General features: G+C 65.1%; 16 protein-coding genes. 3 read left to right on the top strand and 13 right to left on the bottom strand.

All coding sequences use genetic code 11. The features are described 5' to 3' along the window. The 8 genes from QQK63_RS06845 to QQK63_RS06810 all read right to left on the bottom strand — a co-directional run bounded on the left by QQK63_RS06845 (window position 1) and on the right by QQK63_RS06810 (window position 7622). Window positions 1–861, bottom strand: a complete 861-nt coding sequence (locus tag QQK63_RS06845; protein WP_277825772.1) for an SMP-30/gluconolactonase/LRE family protein — start codon at window positions 859–861, stop codon at window positions 1–3. After that, entirely contained in the window at window positions 858–1478 is a 621-nt protein-coding gene (locus QQK63_RS06840; RefSeq protein ID WP_277825768.1) for a 2-dehydro-3-deoxy-6-phosphogalactonate aldolase, read from the bottom strand. The genes QQK63_RS06845 and QQK63_RS06840 overlap by 4 nt, the downstream gene beginning before the upstream one ends. Continuing rightward, the gene (locus QQK63_RS06835) at window positions 1475–2398 is read right to left on the bottom strand and encodes a 2-dehydro-3-deoxygalactonokinase (RefSeq protein ID WP_277825766.1); all 924 of its coding nucleotides are present in this window, start codon (window positions 2396–2398) and stop codon (window positions 1475–1477) included. The genes QQK63_RS06840 and QQK63_RS06835 overlap by 4 nt, the downstream gene beginning before the upstream one ends. Continuing rightward, window positions 2395–3159, bottom strand: coding sequence for an SDR family NAD(P)-dependent oxidoreductase (locus QQK63_RS06830; protein WP_277825764.1), 765 nt, complete (start codon window positions 3157–3159; stop codon window positions 2395–2397). Before QQK63_RS06830 ends, QQK63_RS06835 begins: the two co-directional genes overlap by 4 nt. Beyond that, window positions 3156–4496: an alpha-glucosidase/alpha-galactosidase gene (locus QQK63_RS06825; protein WP_277825762.1), complete on the bottom strand. Its 1341-nt coding sequence runs from the start codon at window positions 4494–4496 to the stop codon at window positions 3156–3158. Before QQK63_RS06825 ends, QQK63_RS06830 begins: the two co-directional genes overlap by 4 nt. Next, window positions 4493–5341, bottom strand: coding sequence for a carbohydrate ABC transporter permease (locus tag QQK63_RS06820; protein ID WP_277825760.1), 849 nt, complete (start codon window positions 5339–5341; stop codon window positions 4493–4495). The genes QQK63_RS06825 and QQK63_RS06820 overlap by 4 nt, the downstream gene beginning before the upstream one ends. A gap of 12 nt (window positions 5342–5353) precedes the next feature. Next, window positions 5354–6271 (bottom strand): carbohydrate ABC transporter permease, encoded by a 918-nt coding sequence (locus QQK63_RS06815; protein ID WP_277825758.1) that lies wholly within the window; start codon window positions 6269–6271, stop codon window positions 5354–5356. Between the two features lie 97 nt (window positions 6272–6368). Then, a complete protein-coding gene (locus QQK63_RS06810) occupies window positions 6369–7622 on the bottom strand; it encodes an ABC transporter substrate-binding protein (protein ID WP_277825756.1) in 1254 nt (417 codons plus the stop codon). A 148-nt stretch (window positions 7623–7770) separates the two neighbouring features. Here QQK63_RS06810 and QQK63_RS06805 point away from each other — a divergent pair, with 148 nt between their 5' ends. Continuing rightward, on the top strand, window positions 7771–8559 hold the full coding sequence (locus tag QQK63_RS06805; protein WP_277825754.1) for an IclR family transcriptional regulator: 789 nt from the start codon (window positions 7771–7773) through the stop codon (window positions 8557–8559). A gap of 15 nt (window positions 8560–8574) precedes the next feature. Next, window positions 8575–9624, top strand: a complete 1050-nt coding sequence (locus QQK63_RS06800; protein WP_277825752.1) for an ABC transporter ATP-binding protein — start codon at window positions 8575–8577, stop codon at window positions 9622–9624. A gap of 64 nt (window positions 9625–9688) precedes the next feature. On the opposite strand, the gene QQK63_RS06795 is transcribed toward QQK63_RS06800, so the two are convergent. Beyond that, window positions 9689–10147, bottom strand: coding sequence for an Lrp/AsnC family transcriptional regulator (locus QQK63_RS06795; protein ID WP_277825971.1), 459 nt, complete (start codon window positions 10145–10147; stop codon window positions 9689–9691). A 138-nt stretch (window positions 10148–10285) separates the two neighbouring features. Between QQK63_RS06795 and ald the strand changes: the two genes are divergently transcribed. Next, a complete protein-coding gene (gene ald, locus QQK63_RS06790) occupies window positions 10286–11404 on the top strand; it encodes an alanine dehydrogenase (RefSeq protein WP_277825750.1) in 1119 nt (372 codons plus the stop codon). A gap of 64 nt (window positions 11405–11468) precedes the next feature. Here ald and mscL read toward each other — a convergent pair whose 3' ends face one another. The 4 genes from mscL to QQK63_RS06770 all read right to left on the bottom strand — a co-directional run bounded on the left by mscL (window position 11469) and on the right by QQK63_RS06770 (window position 18539). Beyond that, window positions 11469–11897 (bottom strand): large conductance mechanosensitive channel protein MscL, encoded by a 429-nt coding sequence (gene mscL / locus QQK63_RS06785; RefSeq protein WP_277825748.1) that lies wholly within the window; start codon window positions 11895–11897, stop codon window positions 11469–11471. A gap of 157 nt (window positions 11898–12054) precedes the next feature. Further along, entirely contained in the window at window positions 12055–12501 is a 447-nt protein-coding gene (locus QQK63_RS06780) for a YtoQ family protein (RefSeq protein WP_277825746.1), read from the bottom strand. A 101-nt stretch (window positions 12502–12602) separates the two neighbouring features. Further along, on the bottom strand, window positions 12603–15011 hold the full coding sequence (gene pheT / locus QQK63_RS06775; protein WP_277825744.1) for a phenylalanine--tRNA ligase subunit beta: 2409 nt from the start codon (window positions 15009–15011) through the stop codon (window positions 12603–12605). Window positions 15012–15083: 72 nt separating this feature from the next. Beyond that, the gene (locus tag QQK63_RS06770) at window positions 15084–18539 is read right to left on the bottom strand and encodes a chromosome segregation SMC family protein (RefSeq protein WP_277825742.1); all 3456 of its coding nucleotides are present in this window, start codon (window positions 18537–18539) and stop codon (window positions 15084–15086) included. Between the last annotated feature and the right edge of the window lie 184 nt (window positions 18540–18723).

Here is an 18723-nt window from a genome sequence, read left to right as displayed (position 1 = left end):
TCACAGGATCACCCGGTGTTCCGCCTGTCCGCGCCAGCCGGTGGCAATGGCAAAGGTTTGCCCCGACAGCGGCGCGGCCGCCATTGCCGCATCGGACAGGCCCTGACGGGCGGTTGTGACGTAGAGCGTCGACAAGTTCTGCCCGCCCATGGCCGGGCAGGACGGCTGCGGAACGGGAAGCGATATTTCTTCTACGAGATTTCCATTCGGCGCGTAGCGCGCGACGCGCGATGCGCCCCATTCCGCAACGATCAGATGGCCATCGGCATCCACGACCGCCCCATCGGGGTTCAGGCCGCTGTCCCGGTGATCGAGGAATACCTGCCAGTCCCCGGCAGGCCAGCCATCGGCATCCAGCGCGATGCGCCAGACGACATGGGCCGCCGTATCGGCGAAATAAGCGGTGCGCCCGTCAGGGGCGAAACAGGTGGCATTCGGGATGGTGATGCCATCGCGCAGGCAGCGCAATTCACCCCTCCAATACCGGTAAAGGGAGCCTGCGCGCGCTTCGGCCCGCTTGCCCATCGTCCCGATCCAGAAGCCGCCCATCGGGTCGGCGCGTCCGTCATTCGACCGGGTGACGGAATTGTCGGCCTCCAGCGCCGCAAAAGGCGCAGCCTGACCGGTCAACAGGGAAAACCGGCACAGGTCGGTTTCGGTCGCTATCAGAAGCGTATCGTCATCGACCCACCCGGCAGCTGAAACATGGCGGTCAAACAGCCAATCGCGCGGCCCATCGGTATCACGGGTCATCAATCGTTTGCCCATGATATCGAACCAGAACAATTGCCCCCGCCCCGGATGCCACAGCGGCCCCTCGCCCAAGATGCAGGGACGGTCGTCATGCACCGCAACGCTCATACGGCGATCCCTTTGGTCGCCTCATCCCAAGCCGCGACCATGCGGCGGGCGCGTACGCCCACCTCTGCCGCCGAAAGCCCCGGTTTGTAGAGCGACGACCCTAGACCAAAGCCATTCGCCCCCGCCGCCAGCCAATCTGCGAAAGCCTCGGGTCCGACACCGCCCACCATGTAAAGCTGCGCGCCCTTGGGCAGGACCGCCCGGACCGCGATCAGCCCGTCGATCCCCATCTGGAAGGCGGGAAAGATCTTGAGCCCATCAGCCCGTGCTTTCAGGGCCGAGAAACACTCCGACGGGGTCAGAACGCCCGGAAAGCTCAAAAGCCCAAGCCGCTTGGTTTCTGCCACGACATCGGCATCGAAATTCGGCGAGACGATCAGGCGCCCTCCTGCATCCGCAACCTCGCGCACCTCGTCGGGGGCCAGAACGGTCCCCGCCCCGATCAGCGCGTGACGGCCCAGATGATCGACCAAGATGCGGATGCTTTCGAGAGGGCGCGGCGAATTCAGCGGAACCTCGATCCGGGTGATCCCGGCATCAAGCAACGCCTCGCCGACGGGCAGCGCCTCGTCCGGGGTCAGCCCGCGCAGGATGGCGATCAGGTTGCGGTCCGTCATGTGTGGGTCGGCTCCTTTTGGGCGGCGCGGATGCGCGCCAACCCTGCCAACGTCAGCGGTGCCGCGTCCAGCACACGAACCGCGACACCCTGCCCCGCCAGCGCGCGGGCATAGAGATCGGCCAATGCGGGTGCGCCTGCCACGACGACCTGCTGGCCCAGCCAGTAGGGCCGCGTCGACGCAAGCTCGGCCCCGATCAGCGCCCCGGACAGGCGCGCACGCGCGACCGCGGAACCGGTGCCGTTCAGCGTGGCATCAGCCCGGATGGCGAATAGGCGCTGCGCCAGACGTTCGGGCCGCGACAGCGTGTCGGAGACAGCCTCGGAAAAAGTTTCACCATCCAGCACTTCACCCGCAACGGAATGGCGCAGGACGCTTTGGTGCGAGAGCAGATCGAACATTTCACCCGTCATGCAGGTCTGGAAACTGACAACCTCGCCCGCGCTCAGGTGCACCCATTTGGTATGGGTACCGGGTAGGCAGAGGATGCCGTCGAACCCCGGTTCAAGCGCGAGAAAGCCCGCGATCTGCGTTTCCTCGCCGCGCATGACGTCAGTCGGGTTTGCCTGTTTCAAACCCGGCACGATGGAAAACGACAGCCTTGGATCGCGGGGGGCCGTGGCACGCATCGGCACAAGTTCGGCAGGCTTTGCCGGGATCGGGATATAGGGTGCCTCGTCCCAGCCCTGTTTCGCACCGACCATGCCGCAAGCCAGAACAGGCGTTTTCCCACCCCCAAGCCAATCTTCTACAAGATCAAGAAGCGCTGGCTCGAACCCGTCGCGCGTCAGCCCGCCCATGCCCTTGGCCGAGGACGCCTCAGCCCGGATGCTGCCATCCGCCCCGATGGCCCAGACGCGCAGGTGGGTTGTGCCCCAATCGACCGCGATCCAATCGGCGTATGTGCTGCTGCCGCTCATCCTGTCGTCACCACGCCGCCATCGATCACCAACGCCTGCCCCGTCATGGCGCGCGAGGCATTCGATGCAAGGAACAACATGCCCCCCACGATATCCTCGGGGACCAGATGCTCCTTGAGGCACATGCGTTCCATATGCGCGGCCAGATCCTCGGGCTTGGCCCATTTGTCGAGCTGCTTTTGCGTCAGCACCCAACCCGGCATCAGCGCATTCACCCGGATGCGGTCCTGCCCGAATTCGCGCGCTAGGCTGCGGGTCATCGCGGTGATGCCCCCATTCGCCGTCGTATAGGCCGGATAGCCCGCATTCCCCATCATGTAGGAGATCGACGAGACATTGATGATCGATCCGCCGCCTGCTGCGCGCATCCCGTCGATGACGGCTTGGGCCGCGAAGAAATAGCATTTGAGGTTGATCGCCTGCGACCAGTCCCAGAAATCTTCGGTCACTTCGGCTGTCGTGTGGCGCTGGTCATTAGCGGCATTGTTCACCAAAACCGTGACCGGCCCGTGGATCGCACCGGCCTCGGCGATGGCAGCCTGAAGCGCGGAAATATCGGTTATGTCGCAGCGCATCGCGTGCGGGCGGCGACCGGTTGCCGCCTCCATCGCATCGCAAAACGGCGTCGCATCCGAGCGTTGGACAAAGGCGACCCGACACCCCTGCCGAAGGAAACCTTCGGTCAGCGCGGCGCCGATGCCCGAACCACCGCCGGTGATGAAGACGGATTGTCCGTCGAGATCGGGATAAACCGCGCTCATGCCGCCCTCCGCGTCCGGGCGAAGGCCGGCAGCATGTCGCCATGCGCTGCCAAAAGATCCGTCACCAGACTGCGGATCTGGCGCAGGTCCAGTTCGGCCGCTGTATGCGGGTCCATGTAAGCGGCGTGATAGACGTGATCGAGGTTTTCCTCGACCAGTGCGCGCACCACCAGTTCCTGCACGTTGATCTGGCTGCGCATCAGCGCGACCAGTTGCGGCGGAATATCGGTGACGACCGAAGGCTGGACCCCGTTGCCATCAACCAGCGCGGGCGTTTCCACCGCCGCCCCCATCGGCAATTGCGGGATCTGGCCCCGGTTGGGCAGGTTCGCGTAGGCGACATAGGGCGTATCGGTCACGATGGCGTTCATCATCTCGGCGGCGAATTCGTGGGACTTCTTCACCTCGATCCCCGCCGCGGCCTTGAGCGCCTTGGCCTGTGCGGCCCATTCCGCCATCTGGATTTCGCAGCGCGCCGGGTATTCATCCAGCGGGATGCCCATGTCGGCGATGATATCCTCGCGCCCCTCCTTGATGAACCAAGGGACGTATTCGGCCAGATGTTCCGAGCTTTCGGTGCAGAAATAGCCCAGATGCTCCATCACCTCGTAGCGCACCTTGTTGGTGCAATGTGGTCGCTGGATCGGTGTCTTGGGCAGGCGACCGGTGCGATATCCGTCCCGAAGCGAGGGGTACAGATCGCGGCCCTGATGTTCCAGCCGCAGGAAAAACGCCACATGGTTCACGCCCGCCACGCGGTAGCGAATGTCGTCCTTGGGCAGGTCGAGATCGTAAGCGATCTCCTCGACCGTGTTCTGCACCGAATGGCACAGCCCCGCCTGTTTCAGGCGCGGAAACCGCTCGGCCAGGGCCATGGTGTTGATCGCCATCGGATTGACGTATTGGAGAAGCGTCGCATCGGGGCAAAGCCGCGCCATATCCTCGGCCATGGCCCAAAGATGCGGCACGGTCCGAAGGCCCCGCATGATGCCGCCCACACCCAGCGTGTCGGCAATGGTCTGTCGCAACCCATAGGCCTTGGGGATGTCGAAATCGATCACGGTGGAGGGGCGATAGCCCCCGATCTGAAACGCCGTGACCACGAAATCCGCACCATCCAGCGCACGGGTGCGATCCGTCGTCGCCTCGACCACGGCCCCCGTTCCCATGGTCGCGATCATCTTTTCCGCCACCATCCGGGAGTCATCGAGCCGCTGCGGATCGATATCCATCAAGGCGATCCGCGCATCCCTGAGGGCCGGAAAGTGCAGCATGTCCCCCACGATATTCTTCATGAAGATCGTGGAACCCGCGCCGATGAAGGCGAGTTTCGTCATTTGACCGCTCCGAGTGTCAGGCCCGCGATGAAATGTTTCTGCATCAGGAAAAAGATCGCCACGGGGGGTATCGCTGCCACGATGCTGCCCGCGCTCATCAGGTGGTATTGGGCCACGTATTGCGAATTGAAGGATGTGATGCCCGCCGTCACCGGCTGCGCCCCCGGCCCCTGCGTCAGCACCAGCGCCCAGAAATAATCGTTCCAAATGAAGGTGAAGACCAGAACCGCCAGCGCCGCGATGGCGGGCCGCATCAGCGGCAGCACCACGAACCAGAAGATCCGCCATTCCGCCACGCCCTCCACCCGCGCCGCCTCGATCAGCTCGTAGGGCAGCGCGCGGATGAAATTGCGCATGAAGAGCGTGCAGAACCCCGTCTGGAACGCGATGTGGAACAGCACCAGCCCCAGCTTGGTGTCATAAAGCCCCATGTTCACCGTCAGGTCGCGCACCGGCACCATCAGGATTTGGAAGGGCACGAAATTGCCCGCAATGAACATGAAGAAGATCAAAAGGTTGCCCCGGAACCGGTAGATGCCCAGCGCAAAGCCCGTCATGCAGGACAGCGCCACGGCCCCCACCACCGTCGGCACCGTGATCAGCACCGAATTCATCAGGTAGCGCGGCATGTCGGACTCGAAAAACACCCGCCCGTAATTCGTGAAGAACTCAAAGCTCGACGGCATGCCCCAGTAGTTGCCCGCGCCGAAATCCGAGAAGGGGCGGATCGAGAACAGCATGACGGCGATCAACGGCAAGAGCCACAGGATCAGCGCCAGCGGCAACAGCGACTGGTAGGTGATCTGCGCCGCGCGCGACCGTTTCTCGATCGGTGTGGGAAACATCGCCCCGCCCCCTCAGCCGTGCCGCGCGGCGCGTTCGTCACGCCACATCTGCCACAGGAAATAGCCGATGAAGACCAGCATGATCAGGAACAGCACCACTGCGATGGCCGATCCATAGCCCATGCGGAACCCGTATTCGCCCAGCGCCTGTTCGAACATGTAAAACGACAGGACGCGTGTCGATCCGAACGGCCCGCCATTCGTCATGACCGAGATCAGGTCGAAACTGCGCAGCGCCCCGATGATCGTCACGACGAAGGCGATGAAGGTCGCGGGCTTGAGTTGGGGCAGGATGACATACCACAGCATCTTCCACCCCTTGGCGCCGTCAAGCCGCCCGGCTTCGACCTGTTCGGGGTCCACGGCGTTCAGGCCCGTCAGATACAGGATCATGCAATAGGCCGTCTGCGGCCAGAGACCGGCGGCGATGATGCCATAGGTGGCAAGATCCGGGTCGCCCAGAATGTTGACTGTGCCAAGCCCGAAGAATTGCAGCACCGCGTTCAACAGCCCCTCGCGCGGCAGGTAGAACCAGCTGAACACCAGCCCGACCACCACCTGCGACAGCACGAAAGGGAAAAAGAACAAGGATTTATAGAGCCTTATACCCACAACCGTCTGGTTCAGGAACAGCGCGATGAACAGGCCCATCGGGATGGCCAGCAGATACAGCGCCAGCCACCTGACGTTGTTCCAGAGCGAGATCTCGAAATTCCGGTCGGTGCCGAGCTCGCGATAATTCTCGAGCCCCACATAGGTGGCCGCGCCCAGCCCGTCCCAATCGTAAAGCGAGATCTGGAAGCTCTGGAAGATCGGGATGATGACGTAGACCGTAAAGAACAGCAGCCCCGGCAACAGGAACAGGATCGGCGTCACCGTCATGCGGTTGCGCTGCATCCATGTCGCCGTGTCGCGGCTGGTATCGGTCATGTCCGGCGCTCCGGTCGGGTCTGGTGTCGGGGGTTGCACCCACCCCACGAAGGGCGGGTGCAACGCGTCAGGTGGGTGAACCCCACCGTCCTTGGGATCAATACACGCGCTGGCGCGCCGCCTCGAGCCGGTCGAGGATGTCGTCGAGGTTGTCGGGGAAGACCATGAATTCCTGCAAGCCTTCCATCCCGATAGACGCCATTTCCGCCGGCCAGTCACGGTCGAAGAACTGCGCGATCCCGCCTTGGGCGTTCTGGCTCAGCATCGCAAAGCCTTGCTGGATGAATTCATCATCCGCGACGCTGGCGTTGGCGTTGACCGGCAATTGCCCTAAGCCCTCTGGCCCGTTGATCCGCGTCTGCACTTCGGCCGAGGCGACATATTGCAGGAAGGCGCGGGCGGCCTCCACGTTCTGCGCGCCGGCGGCGACGTGGAACGTATCGGTCGGTGCATCCTCGCCCTGCGGCAGGCCCTCGGTGATGATCGGGAATTGGTAGAAATCAAGCTGCTCATCGGTCAGCCCGCCATTGCGCAGCTGGTCGACCGCGAAATTGCCCATCAGATAGGCCGTGGCCTCGCCGTTGATCATGAAGGGCAGCGCCTCTTGCCAGCTGTAGTTCTGGTGGTCGGCGATGAAGCCGCCCATGTCGATCAGCTGCCGCCAGTTGGCGAATGTCGCCCGCACACGGTCATCGGTCCACGGCACCTCGCCGCGCGCCAGCGCCATGTGGAAATCGAACCCGTTGGTGCGCATGTTCAGGTAATCGAACCAGCCGCCCGCCGTCCAAAGGAACCGCGTGCCGATCGTGTAGCAGGCGCGCCCGCTGTCGACGATTACCTGGCAATTGGCCAGTTCTTCTTCCCAGGTCGCAGGCTCGGACAGGCCCAGTTCATTGAAGATATCTTCACGATAGTAAACGCCCCACTGGTAGTAGGTGTAGGGAATGCCCCAGACGCGATCATCCTGCGTCAGCGCGCCCCGCACCGATTCCAGACCCGCGAAATCGCCCGCGTCCCACCACTCGGTGATGTCCATGAAAAGGCCCGCATTGACGAACGGAGCCATCCGGTTCGCGGCATACCAGTTCACAACATCCGGCGGATCGGCAGACAGGGCGTTTCGGATCTGCGTCTTCCACGCCTCGCGGTCGACGATGGTCAGATCGACGGTCAGGTTCGGATGCAGTTCGTCGAATTCGGCGGCCAACTGCTCCATCACGGCGCGCGGGCCGGGGTTCGACATGTCCGACGAAATGCGCAGGACGCCCGAAAGCTCCTGTGCGAAAGCCGTGCCCGCAAGCATGGTGGTGACCGCAAGCGCCGAGGCGCCGGTCTTGAAGATGGATCGCATGGTGTCCTCCCTGGTGATCCTTGACCGTTCTGTTTTGTTTCATTATTTGAAACTAAGTTTCTTATGTTGAAATCCTACGCCGAGTCAGCCTAGGCTTGTCAACAACAAACCCGCCAAAAGATGCGCGGACCACGGAAGGGATCAGGGCATGTCGGAACGCGGCCAAGGGGATGGCACCGTCGCCAAGGCATTGGCCGTCATGGATGAAATCGCTGCCTTTGGCCGCCCCGTGCGCTTTGCCGAACTGCTTGACCGCTCCCCCTACCCCAAGGCGACGCTGTATCGCTTCGTGCAGGTTCTGACCAAGCAGGGCATGCTGCATTTCGATCCCGACCGGCAAACCTATGCGCCGGGCCTGCGATTGGTGCGGCTCGCCCACGCGGCCTGGCAGACCTTTTCGCTTGCCCCCATCGCGCGGGTCCATGTCGATGCGCTGTCCGACGCGGTGGGCGAAACCGTCCATCTGGCGCAGCTTGACGGGGCACAGGTGCTGTACGTGGACAAGCGCAATGCCCGCCAACCGATCGAGATGTATTCCGCCGCCGGCAAGGTCGGGCCCGCCTATTGCACAGGTGTGGGCAAGGCGATGATCGCCTTCTTGCCCGAGGATCAATTGAAACAGGTGATCGCCCAGCAAAGCTTTCACCGCTTCACCGAACACACCTACACGACCGAAGCGGCGTTGCGTGCCGAATTGGCCGCGATCCGCGCCCGGGGCTACGCCTATGACCGGGAGGAACATGAACCGGGGATCATCTGCATCGCCTATCCGATCCTGACACGGGGCGGGCGGGTTCTGGGGGCGATGTCGGTTACGTCCTCCACGGCGCGCACGACGCTGGACGCCTTGGACACACATCTGCCGCGCATCCGCACCGCGGCCGAGGCAATCGCGTCCGAAGCGCAGGATTGGCGCTTTCCGGACGCGGCGGAATAAGGGGGGAACGGGGCCATGTCGGGGCTGAAACTGCAACAGGTGGTGAAACGCTACGGCGCGACGCAGGTGATCCACGGCGTCGACCTGACCATCGAGGATGGCGAATTCTGCGTCTTCGTCGGCCCCTCGGGCTGCGGAAAATCCACGCTGTTGCGCATGGTTGCAGGATTGGAGGAGACAAGCGACGGAACCATCTCCATCGGCGGGCGCGATGTCACGCGGCTGGACCCTGCCGAACGGGGCGTGGCCATGGTGTTCCAGACCTACGCGCTCTACCCCCACATGAGCGTGGCCGAAAACATGGGCTTCGGCCTCAAGATGACCGGCCATCCCAAGGCCGAGATCAAGGCCAAAGTGGATGAAGCTGCCCGTGTTCTGAAGCTGGGCGATTATCTCGACCGCAAGCCAAAGGCGCTGTCGGGCGGCCAGCGCCAGCGCGTCGCCATCGGCCGGGCCATCGTGCGCGGTCCCGAGGTGTTCTTGTTCGACGAACCGCTATCCAATCTCGACGCCGAATTGCGGGTGGAGATGCGGGTGGAAATCGCCCGCCTCCATCAGGAAATCGGCGCGACGATGATCTACGTCACACATGATCAGGTGGAGGCCATGACCTTGGCCGACAAGATCGTGGTGTTGCGCGCGGGCCGGGTGGAACAGGTGGGCGCGCCGCTCGATCTCTACAACGACCCCGACAACCGCTTTGTCGCGGGCTTCATCGGCAGTCCGGCGATGAATTTCTTCGACGGCGCGTTGCATGAGGGTGGATTGCGTGTACCCGGTCTTGGCGATGTCACGCTGGCCGCGCCGCGCAATGCCTCGAGGCAGGTGACGGTCGGGTTAAGGCCCAACCACATCGCATTGACCGAGGGCGACAGCCATGTCGTGGAATTGAGCGAACAGCTGGGCGGGGTGAGTTATCACTACCTGAAGGCGCCCGACGGCACCAAACTGATCGTGGAGGCGCATGACCAATCCGCGCCGAGGCCGGGCAGCCGTACAGGCCTGAAATTTGAGCCGGACAAGGCATTTTTCTTCAACGCGGACAGTGGTTTGCGTCTGAGGTAGGGTGGGCAATCCTGCCCACCATCCTCCCTGCAAAAACCGCGCATGCTGGGCAGGATCGCCCGCCCTACACAGGCAGGGCCGTGGTTTTGAACACGGTTTTCAGCGCGAAGCTTGATTGCATCTGCGCGACACCGGGCAGGCGGGCGAGGTGCTGGCGGTGGATGCGGGCGAAATCCTCGCTGTCTCTTGCCGCGACCTTGAGCAGGTAATCGGCAGATCCCGCCATCAGGTGACATTCCAGCACATCGGGCACCCGCGCGACGGCCTTTTCGAAGGCGTCGAGGATCTCGTCGGATTGTCCCTGCAGCTTTATCTCGACGAAAACGGTGGTGACCCGCGCCACGGCGCGCGGGTTCAGGAGCGCCACGTAATCCGCGATCACGCCCGCCTGTTCCAATCGCTGCACCCGGCGGTGGCAGGCCGAGGGCGAAAGATGGACGCGTTCGGACAGTTCGGCGTGGGTCATCCGGCCGTGCCGTTGCAGCACCCGGAGGATGGCGCGGTCCATGTCGTCAAGCTCAATACTGGCGCGAAAGTCTTGCGTCATTCTTAATATCCGACGGAAATTCTTGCGAGAAGGTTAAAGAAACCGGGCAAAAGCTCAAAGCAATTTCACCGGCAAAGGCGCATCATGGCGTCACAGGATACCGGAGGAAATCCCATGCTGATCGGCTGCCCCAAGGAAATCAAACCGCAGGAATTTCGCGTCGGCCTGACGCCCGCCGCCGCGCGCGAGGCGACAGGTCATGGTCATGCGGTGATCGTGGAAACCGGCGCGGGCATCGGCGCGGGATTCGACGACGACGCCTATCGCGCGGCAGGCGCGGAGATCGTGGCAAGCGCTGCCGAGGTCTTTGCCCGGGCCGAGATGGTGGTGAAGGTCAAGGAACCGCAAGCGGTGGAACGCGCGCAGCTGCGGCGCGGCCAGATCCTGTTCACCTACCTGCACCTTGCGCCCGACCCGGACCAGACGCGCGACCTGCTGGCCTCGGGCGTCACGGCCATCGCCTATGAAACGGTGACGGATGCCGCGGGCACCTTGCCGCTGCTGGCGCCGATGTCGGAGGTCGCGGGCCGGCTGGCGCCGCAGGTGGGCGCATGGGCGCTGCAAAAAGCCAATGGCGGGCGCGGCGTGCTGATGGGTGGCGTGCCCGGTGTCGGCCCGGCCGAGGTCGTGGTGATTGGCGGCGGCGTGGTCGGCACGCAGGCCGCGCGGGTTGCGGCAGGGATGGGCGCGGATGTGACCGTTCTGGACCGATCGCTGCCCCGGATGCGCTACCTTGACGACGTATACCGCGGCGATTTCAAGACGCGTTATGCCAGCGCGGAGGCGACCGCCGACCTGATCACGCGGGCCGATATGGTGATCGGCGCTGTGCTGATCCCCGGTGCGGCAGCGCCCAAATTGGTGACGCGCGCACAGCTTGCGACGATGAAACCGGGCGCGGTGATCGTCGATGTGGCCATCGACCAAGGCGGGTGTTTCGAAACCTCGCGCGCAACGACCCATCAGGATCCGATCTACGAGGTGGATGGGATCGTGCATTATTGCGTGGCCAACATGCCGGGGGCCGTGGCGCGCAGTTCGACCATCGCGCTGGGGAATGCGACCATGCCCTACATGATCGCGCTGGCCGACAAGGGCTGGCAAGAAGCCTGCCGCGCGGATGCGGGGCTGCTGGCGGGGCTCAACACCCATGAGGGGCAGCTGACCAATGCCGCCGTGGGCCGCGCGCTGGAGATCGACGTGATCTCGCCCGCGCTGGTCGTGAAGGGCTGAACGGCACGAAAAAAGGGCCTGCCGTGGCGGCAGGCCCTGTCCCTGTTCCCGGTTCAGCGGTGGCTCAGGATTTCTTGAGCGCGTCGCGGATTTCGAGAAGGACCTCAAGCTCGGTCGGGCCTGCGGGGGCAGCCTCGGCCTTGGCCTCTTCCTTCTTGATCGCGGCCTCCTTGATGCGGTTGACCATCTTGACCAGCATGAAGACGACGAAGGCGATGATCAGGAAATTGATCACGGCCATCACGAATTTGCCGATGGCAAAAACGGGGGCCCCTGCCTCGGTCGCCGCGACCAGCGAGGGGTAGCTTTCGCCGTTGAGCGCATAGAACCAGCCGGAAAAGTCGATACCGCCGGTCAGAATGGCGATGATCGGGTTGATCAGATCGCCCACCAGCGAGGACACGATGGCGGTGAAGGCCGCGCCGATGATGATGCCCACGGCCATGTCGACGACATTGCCACGCGCGATGAAATCCTTGAACTCGTTGATCATTTGGTCGTCCCACCTGTTGCGTTCACACGGACGCTGCCCTGATCGTGATGCCGCCCGCGCCCAGTGACAGGGAAAACCAAAGCCCTTTCAACCGCAAGAAACGATAGAAGGCGGCCCGAAGGAGAATGTGCAGGCGAGTCGCGCCGGCAACACTCGGTCAGCCGGGCAGTTTGCCCGTCATGACATAGCGCAGGATCTGGGCGACCTGCACGGGCTGGTCACAGACGGCCAGCGCCGCGGCATGAACCTCTTTGAGGGCGTGCTGCTGGTCGGGCAAGCTGACCACGATCAGGGGCTTGCCCAGCGCCGCAGCATAGCCTGCGTCGAAGGCGGCGTTCCACTGGCGGTATTTCTCGCCGAAGCGGACGACGACGACATCGGCGGTTTCGATCCCGTGGCGGGTGCGGATCGCGTTGAGTTTCGCACCCTTGTGATCATGCCAGAACTTGTCCGGTTCCGCGCCGAGGATCGCCACCCCGCAATCATCGCTGGCCTCGTGATCGGTCACGGGGGCGGTGAAGGTGACATCGAGCCCATGGGCGGCCTCCGCGATCTCGTCGCGCCAGTCGGTGTGGATCTCTCCCGAGAGATAAACGGTCAGCATGTCATGTCCTTCCACGAAACGCGGGCGCAACCCCGCCATCTTTGCTTTGCAAATACTCCCGCCGGAGGCGTCCTCGGCCAGCCAGATACGCGCGGTTCGGATCAGCCGCGGAGCGTGCCGCCCGAGGCCTTGGTGACCTTGTCAACGATCTTGGCGGCGACCGCTTCGATCTCGTCTTCTGTCAGGGTCTTGTCGCGCGGTTGCAGGCGCACGGTCAGGGCGATGGATTTCCGCCCCTCGCCCAAGCTGCCGCCGATGAATTCGTCGAAAACGCGCACATCCTCGATCAGGGCCTTGTCGGCCCCGGCTGCGGCATTGACGAGAACCGAGGCCTCGACCGCCCCATCGACGACGAAGGCGAAATCGCGTTCCACGGCCTGGAAGCCCGACATCTCGACCGCGCCACGGCTGGCGCTGGTGGTCTTGGGCAAGGGCACTTCGGCGGGGAAGAGGGTGAAGGCCATGGCAGGGCCTTTCACATCCATCGCCTTGAGGATGCGCGGGTGCACTTCACCGAAGACGCCCAGCACCTTTTTCGGGCCGAGGCAGATGACGCCGTGGCGGCCGGGGTGCCACCAATCCGGCCCACCGCGCAGGATCTGGGCCTTGGCGGGGGCGCCGATGGCGGCCAGCACGGCCTCGGCATCGGCCTTCACGTCGAAGACATCGACGCCGCGCCGGGTGCCGTGCGGGTCGCGCGGGCCGGTCTGACCGACCAGAAGGCCCGCGACCTGAAGATGCTGTTCGCCCGGTTCGCCGCCGTGGAAGGCATGGCCGACCTCGAACAGCGCCAGATCCATCATGCCGCGCGCCTGGTTGCGGGCGGCGGCTTGCAAGAGACCCGGCAAAAGCTGCGGGCGCATGTGGCTGAGATCGGCGGAGATAGGGTTTTCCAGCATCACGTCATCGGTGCCGCCGCCGAAAAGCGCGGCAGAGGCCTGATCGATGAAGGAATAGGTGACGCATTCGTTGTAGCCGAGCGCGGCCGCCGTGCGGCGGGCGGCGCGTTCGCGCAGCTGGGCAGGCGTCAGCACGGGTTTCGGCACGCCCGCGCGCGCACGCGCCATCGGTTTGGGTTCAAGCTTGGTCAGGGAGGCGACACGCGCGACCTCTTCGACAAGATCGGCCTCGCCCTGCACGTCGCGGCGCCAGGACGGCACCCAGACTTCGAGCACATCGCCCGCGCCGGTGGCGGAGAAACCGAGCGCGGTCAGGATCCGGACCTGTTCGGATTTGGGGATGTCCATGCCGACGAGCGAGATGACGCGGGCGGTGTCGAGCGGATAGCTGCGCGCGGTTTTCACGGGCGCGCCGGCTTCGACCACCTCGGACGCCTCGCCGCCGCAAATGTCGAGGATCATCCGCGTCGCGGCCTCGAGCCCCGGCAGGGTGTAATCGGGATCGACGCCGCGTTCGAAACGGTAGCGGGCGTCGGAATGGATTTTCAGGTCGCGGCCAGTCAGGGCGACATGGATCGGGTCCCAGTAGGCGCTTTCGAGGAAGACGGTCACGGTCTCCTCGGTGCAGCCGGTCTCCTCACCGCCCATGATGCCCGCAAGGCTTTCGGGGCCGCGATCGTCGGAGATGAGGGTATGGCCCGCGCGCATCGTGTAGGTCTTGCCGTCGAGCGCGAGGAGCGTTTCGCCACCCGTGGCGCGGTGGACGCGCAGACCGCCCTGCATCTTGTCCACGTCGAACACGTGCAGCGGGCGGTTCATGTCATAGGTGAAGAAGTTGGTCACATCGACCAGTGCAGAAATGGGGCGCAGGCCGATGGCGCGGAGCCGATCCTGCAGCCATTTCGGGCTGGGGCCATTTTTCACGCCCCGGATCACGCGGCCCGCGAAATGGGGCGCGACATCGAGCGTGTCGGCGTCGATGGTGACGGGCACCGGGCAGGGAAAGCTGCCGGGGATTGTTTGGGGATCGTGGGATTTGAGCCGGCCAAGGCCCCGCGCGGCGAGGTCGCGGGCGATGCCGTGGATGCCCAGCGCATCCTGACGGTTGGGGGTGATCGCGATCTCGATCACCGGATCGACCTTGGCCGGGTCGTTTGCGGCCAGCCAATCGGTGAATTTCTGGCCGATTTCACCGCTCGGCAATTCGATGATGCCGGAATGTTCGTCGGACAGTTCCAGTTCGCGTTCGGAGGCCATCATGCCATGGCTTTCGACGCCGCGGATCTTGCCCACGCCCAGCGTGGTGTCGATGCCGGGGACGTAATCGCCGGGCTTGGCCAGAACGACCGTGATGCCCGCCCGCGCATTGGGTGCGCCGCAGACGATCTGCTTCACGCCCTCGTCGGTTTCGACCATGCAGACGCGCAGGCGGTCGGCGTCGGGATGCTGTTCGGCACTGACCACCTTGGCGATGGTGAAGGGGGAAAGCCGGGCTGCGCGATCTTCGATGCCTTCGACTTCGAGGCCGAGATCGGTCAGGGCCTCGGCGATCTGGTCGACGGTCGCATCCGTCTCGAGGTGGTCCTTGAGCCAGGAGAGGGTGAATTTCATCGGCTTGGGCTCCGCAGCAGGGTCGAGCGCGTTCTAGCGTCTCTGCGCGCGGTGTCCACCGGGGAAAACCCGTCAGGCGACCAGCTGTTCGGCCTTTTTGAGGTCCACGGAGACCAGTTGCGACACGCCCTGTTCGCCCATGGTGACGCCAAAGAGACGATCCATCCGGGCCATCGTCACCGCGTGGTGGGTGATGACGAGGAAGCGGGTGGCGGTCTGGCGGGTCATTTCGTCGAGCAGGTCGCAGAAACGGGTGACGTTGGCGTCGTCGAGCGGCGCGTCGACCTCGTCCAGCACGCAGATGGGGGCGGGATTGGCGAGGAAGACGGCGAAGATGAGCGCAAGCGCCGTCAGGGTCTGTTCGCCGCCGGAGAGAAGCGAGAGGGTCGAGAGCTTCTTGCCCGGCGGCTGGCAGAGGATTTCGAGACCGGCCTCGAGCGGATCGTCGCTTTCGACCAGAACCAAACGCGCCTCGCCGCCGCCGAACAGATGGGTGAAGAGGCGGGCGAAGCTGGTGTTCACCTCGTCAAAGGCTTTCAGAAGGCGCTCGCGGCCTTCCTTGTTGAGGCTGGCGATGCCGGTGCGCAGCTTGGCGATGGCCTGTTCCAGATCGGTCTTTTCGGTGGCGAGCGTGTCGTGTTCGGTCTGAACCTCGGCGGCGTCTTCCTCGGCGCGGAGGTTGACGGCCCCCAGCGCATCGCGGCCCCGGCGGAGGCGCTGCACCTCGGCCTCGATCTGGTCGGAGGGTGGCATGGGTTCGGGCAGATCACCCAGGCTTTCGCGCAAGCCCGCAGGCGTGGTTTCCAGTTCCTCGGCGATGCGGTGGGCGGCGGCCTCGGCGGCTTCCCGCGCGGCATCGCGGCGGGCCTCAGCGGCGGCGCGGCTTTCGCGGGCCTCGGACGCCATGCGCTCGGCGTCGCGTTCGGCGGCGATGGCTTGGCGCACCACCCCCTCGGCGACGGACAGCGCATCGGCGGACGCAGCCTTGCGCGCCTCGGCCTGCGCGATCTTTTCAGCCAGCGCACCACGGGTGGCGGCGAGCTGGCCGGGTTTGCCGCGCGCCTCGACCAGCGCGGCCTCGGTTTCCGAGCGGCGGCGGTTGAGATCGGCCAGACGGCCCGTGGCGCTGTCCAGACGCTTTTGCCAGCTGGCGACATCCTCGATGATGCGGACGATGCGCGTCTTGCGGCGTTCGCCGTCGCGCTTGAGCTCGTCATGGGCGGTGCGGCGGGCAAGCATGGTCATCCGCGCGGCTTCGACGGTGGTGCGGATATCCTCGAGCCGGGCGCGGGCGGCGCCCAGATCCTCCAGCTCGGCGCGGGCCCCTTCGGCACGGGAGAGTTCGGTTTCGGCGGCGCGGGCCTCGTCGGCGTGGCGGGCGGCGGCAGCTTGCAGGGTTTCGAGCTTGCCCTGAAGGACGCTGCGATCCGCCTCGGCGCGGCTGAGCGCGCGGGAGGCATCGGCGAGCCGCGTATCGGCATCGCGCCGAGCGGCGCGGGCGGCGCGATCAGCCTCGGTCAGATCGGCGAGGCGGCGGGCCAAGGTCTCGTGCGCGGCACGGGTGCCCGCGGCGATATTCGCAGCCTCCACCGCTTCGGCGCGAAGTTCGGTCAGGCGGTTGACCTGTTCCAGACGCCGCGCGGCGGTGGACACCGCATCGGCGGCGGCGACGGCATAGCCATCCCAGCGCCACAGATCGCCCTCGCGGCTGACGAGGCGTTGGCCGGGTTGCAGGAGCGGTTGCAGGCGCGCGCCGTCGGCCCGGTCGACAAGGCCGATCTGGGACAGGCGGCGGGACAGAACGGCGGGGCCTTGGGCCACGTCGGTTATGGGCCGCGCGCCGGACGGGAGGGCGGCGGGCGCATCATAGGCGGAAAGCCCGGTCCAGCCGGTCGCGCCGGGGGCCGTCGCCTCGCCCGCCTTCAGATCGTCGGAGAGGGCGGCACCCAGCGCCGCCTCGAACCCTTTGGCGACGGTGATCTTGTCGAGGATCTGGTCGCCCTGCCCGCGTTCGCGGTCGAGCAGGCGGGTGAGTGCCGTGACCTCGCTGTCGAGCGTTCCGGCGCGCCCCTCGGCCTCGGCGCGGGCGGCGCGGGCTTCGGCCTCGGCGGTTTGGGCGTCGCTGCGGGCGGTTTCGGTCTCGGTCAGGGTTTCTTCGGCGCGGGCGGCGAGGTCACGGGCGGCGGCAAGCGCATCTTGTGCGGCGGTCACGTCGCGGGTGATGGCGGAAAGGCGGATTTCGGCCTCGGCCGCGTTTTTCGTGGCGGTTTCAGCCTCTGCCGCGTGGCGCGCGCGGGCTTTCTCGGCCTCGGTCACGCGGCGTTCGGCGGATTGGTGGCGGGCGGACAGGCGGGCCGCTTCCTCGGTCGCGTCGGCAAGGTCCTGTTCGCGGGCGCGGAGCACGGTCGCGCCCTCGTCAGCGGCGGCAAGGGCTGTGGCAAGACGGTCGTCATGGCCATCTTGTTCGGCGAGAAGGGTTTGGCGTTCCTCCTCCAGCCGGGCGATGCTGTCGCCCGCATCGGCATTGAGCGCATTTTCGCGGTCGATGTCGCGGGTGATCTGGTCGAGGCGGGCGTCGAGCGTGCGGATCGTTTCCTCGGCCCTTGCGATTTCGCCATCGAGACTGTCGCGTTCAAGAAGCAGGCGTTGCAAGATCGCGCCCGCGATCGCCTCTTCCTCGCGGAGGGGAGGCAGCTTTGCCTCGGCTTTTTCGCGGGCGGCGGCGGCTTGCAGGGCGGCGGCCTCGGTCCTTGCGGCATTGCCGAGCGCCTCACGCAGGACGGATTCGGCGCGTTCGACGCCATCTTGCGCATCGCGCCAGCGCAGCCAAAGGAGCAGCCCCTCGGCCTGACGCAGGTCTGCGCCGATTTCGCGGTAGCGCTGCGCCTGTTTCGCCTGACGGGCGAGCGTGGCGAGTTGGCCCGCGAGCTGTTCGAGCACGTCATCGACGCGGGCGAGGTTGGTTTCCGCGCCCTTGAGTTTCAGCTCGGCCTCGTGCCGCCGCTGGTAGAGGCCGGAAATGCCGGCGGCCTCTTCGAGGATGCGGCGGCGGGCCTTGGGGCGGGCGTTGATGAGTTCGGAGATCTGACCCTGCCGGACGAGTGCGGGCGAATGCGCGCCGGTCGAGGCATCGGCAAAGAGCATCTGCACGTCGCGGGCGCGCACATCCTTGCCGTTCAGTTTGTAGGCCGAGCCTGCATCGCGGGTGATGCGGCGGGTGATGTCGAGCGTGTCGCTGTCGTTGAAGCCCGCAGGCGCGAGGCGTTCGGTATTGTCGATCTGCAGGACGACTTCGGCGAAATTGCGGGCGCCACGGGTGGCGGCACCGTTGAAGATCACATCCTCCATCCCGTCGCCGCGCATGGCGGAGGGGCGGTTTTCGCCCATGACCCAGCGCAACGCCTCGAGCAGGTTGGATTTGCCGCAGCCGTTGGGGCCGACCACGCCGGTCAGACCGTCCCGGATCACCAGATCGGTGGGATCCACGAAGCTTTTGAAGCCGTTGAGCCGTAGCCGGGTGAAGCGCATGGGCAGAATCCTTGCCGTCGGGCATCGCTTGGACCCGCATCCTAGCCTGCGGTCCGGGCCTTGAGTCAACGAAACAACACAGGATGTGGATGAAATGAGCGGATTATCCCCAAGATATATGCGTTATGCCCAGTATTGAGCGGGATTTGGGCGGACCCACGCATATCTCGTGTCTGGACGCGGC

This window comes from Roseicyclus marinus, assembly GCF_030163795.1.
Taxonomy (GTDB): domain Bacteria; phylum Pseudomonadota; class Alphaproteobacteria; order Rhodobacterales; family Rhodobacteraceae; genus Roseicyclus; species Roseicyclus marinus.
This window is presented reverse-complemented; position numbering and strand designations above follow the sequence as displayed.

What these genes read in the sequence shown, in the direction of transcription:
- ald (WP_277825750.1), top strand. Translation starts at nt 10,286, where the DNA reads ATGCTGATCGGCTGCCCCAAGGAAATCAAACCGCAGGAATTTCGCGTC.
- QQK63_RS06780 (WP_277825746.1), bottom strand. Translation starts at nt 12,501, where the DNA reads ATGCTGACCGTTTATCTCTCGGGAGAGATCCACACCGACTGGCGCGAC.
- QQK63_RS06825 (WP_277825762.1), bottom strand. Translation starts at nt 4,496, where the DNA reads ATGACGAAACTCGCCTTCATCGGCGCGGGTTCCACGATCTTCATGAAG.
- QQK63_RS06820 (WP_277825760.1), bottom strand. Translation starts at nt 5,341, where the DNA reads ATGTTTCCCACACCGATCGAGAAACGGTCGCGCGCGGCGCAGATCACC.
- QQK63_RS06830 (WP_277825764.1), bottom strand. Translation starts at nt 3,159, where the DNA reads ATGAGCGCGGTTTATCCCGATCTCGACGGACAATCCGTCTTCATCACC.
- QQK63_RS06845 (WP_277825772.1), bottom strand. Translation starts at nt 861, where the DNA reads ATGAGCGTTGCGGTGCATGACGACCGTCCCTGCATCTTGGGCGAGGGG.
- QQK63_RS06815 (WP_277825758.1), bottom strand. Translation starts at nt 6,271, where the DNA reads ATGACCGATACCAGCCGCGACACGGCGACATGGATGCAGCGCAACCGC.
- QQK63_RS06770 (WP_277825742.1), bottom strand. Translation starts at nt 18,539, where the DNA reads ATGCGCTTCACCCGGCTACGGCTCAACGGCTTCAAAAGCTTCGTGGAT.
- mscL (WP_277825748.1), bottom strand. Translation starts at nt 11,897, where the DNA reads ATGATCAACGAGTTCAAGGATTTCATCGCGCGTGGCAATGTCGTCGAC.
- QQK63_RS06800 (WP_277825752.1), top strand. Translation starts at nt 8,575, where the DNA reads ATGTCGGGGCTGAAACTGCAACAGGTGGTGAAACGCTACGGCGCGACG.
- QQK63_RS06810 (WP_277825756.1), bottom strand. Translation starts at nt 7,622, where the DNA reads ATGCGATCCATCTTCAAGACCGGCGCCTCGGCGCTTGCGGTCACCACC.
- QQK63_RS06805 (WP_277825754.1), top strand. Translation starts at nt 7,771, where the DNA reads ATGTCGGAACGCGGCCAAGGGGATGGCACCGTCGCCAAGGCATTGGCC.
- QQK63_RS06835 (WP_277825766.1), bottom strand. Translation starts at nt 2,398, where the DNA reads ATGAGCGGCAGCAGCACATACGCCGATTGGATCGCGGTCGATTGGGGC.
- pheT (WP_277825744.1), bottom strand. Translation starts at nt 15,011, where the DNA reads ATGAAATTCACCCTCTCCTGGCTCAAGGACCACCTCGAGACGGATGCG.
- QQK63_RS06840 (WP_277825768.1), bottom strand. Translation starts at nt 1,478, where the DNA reads ATGACGGACCGCAACCTGATCGCCATCCTGCGCGGGCTGACCCCGGAC.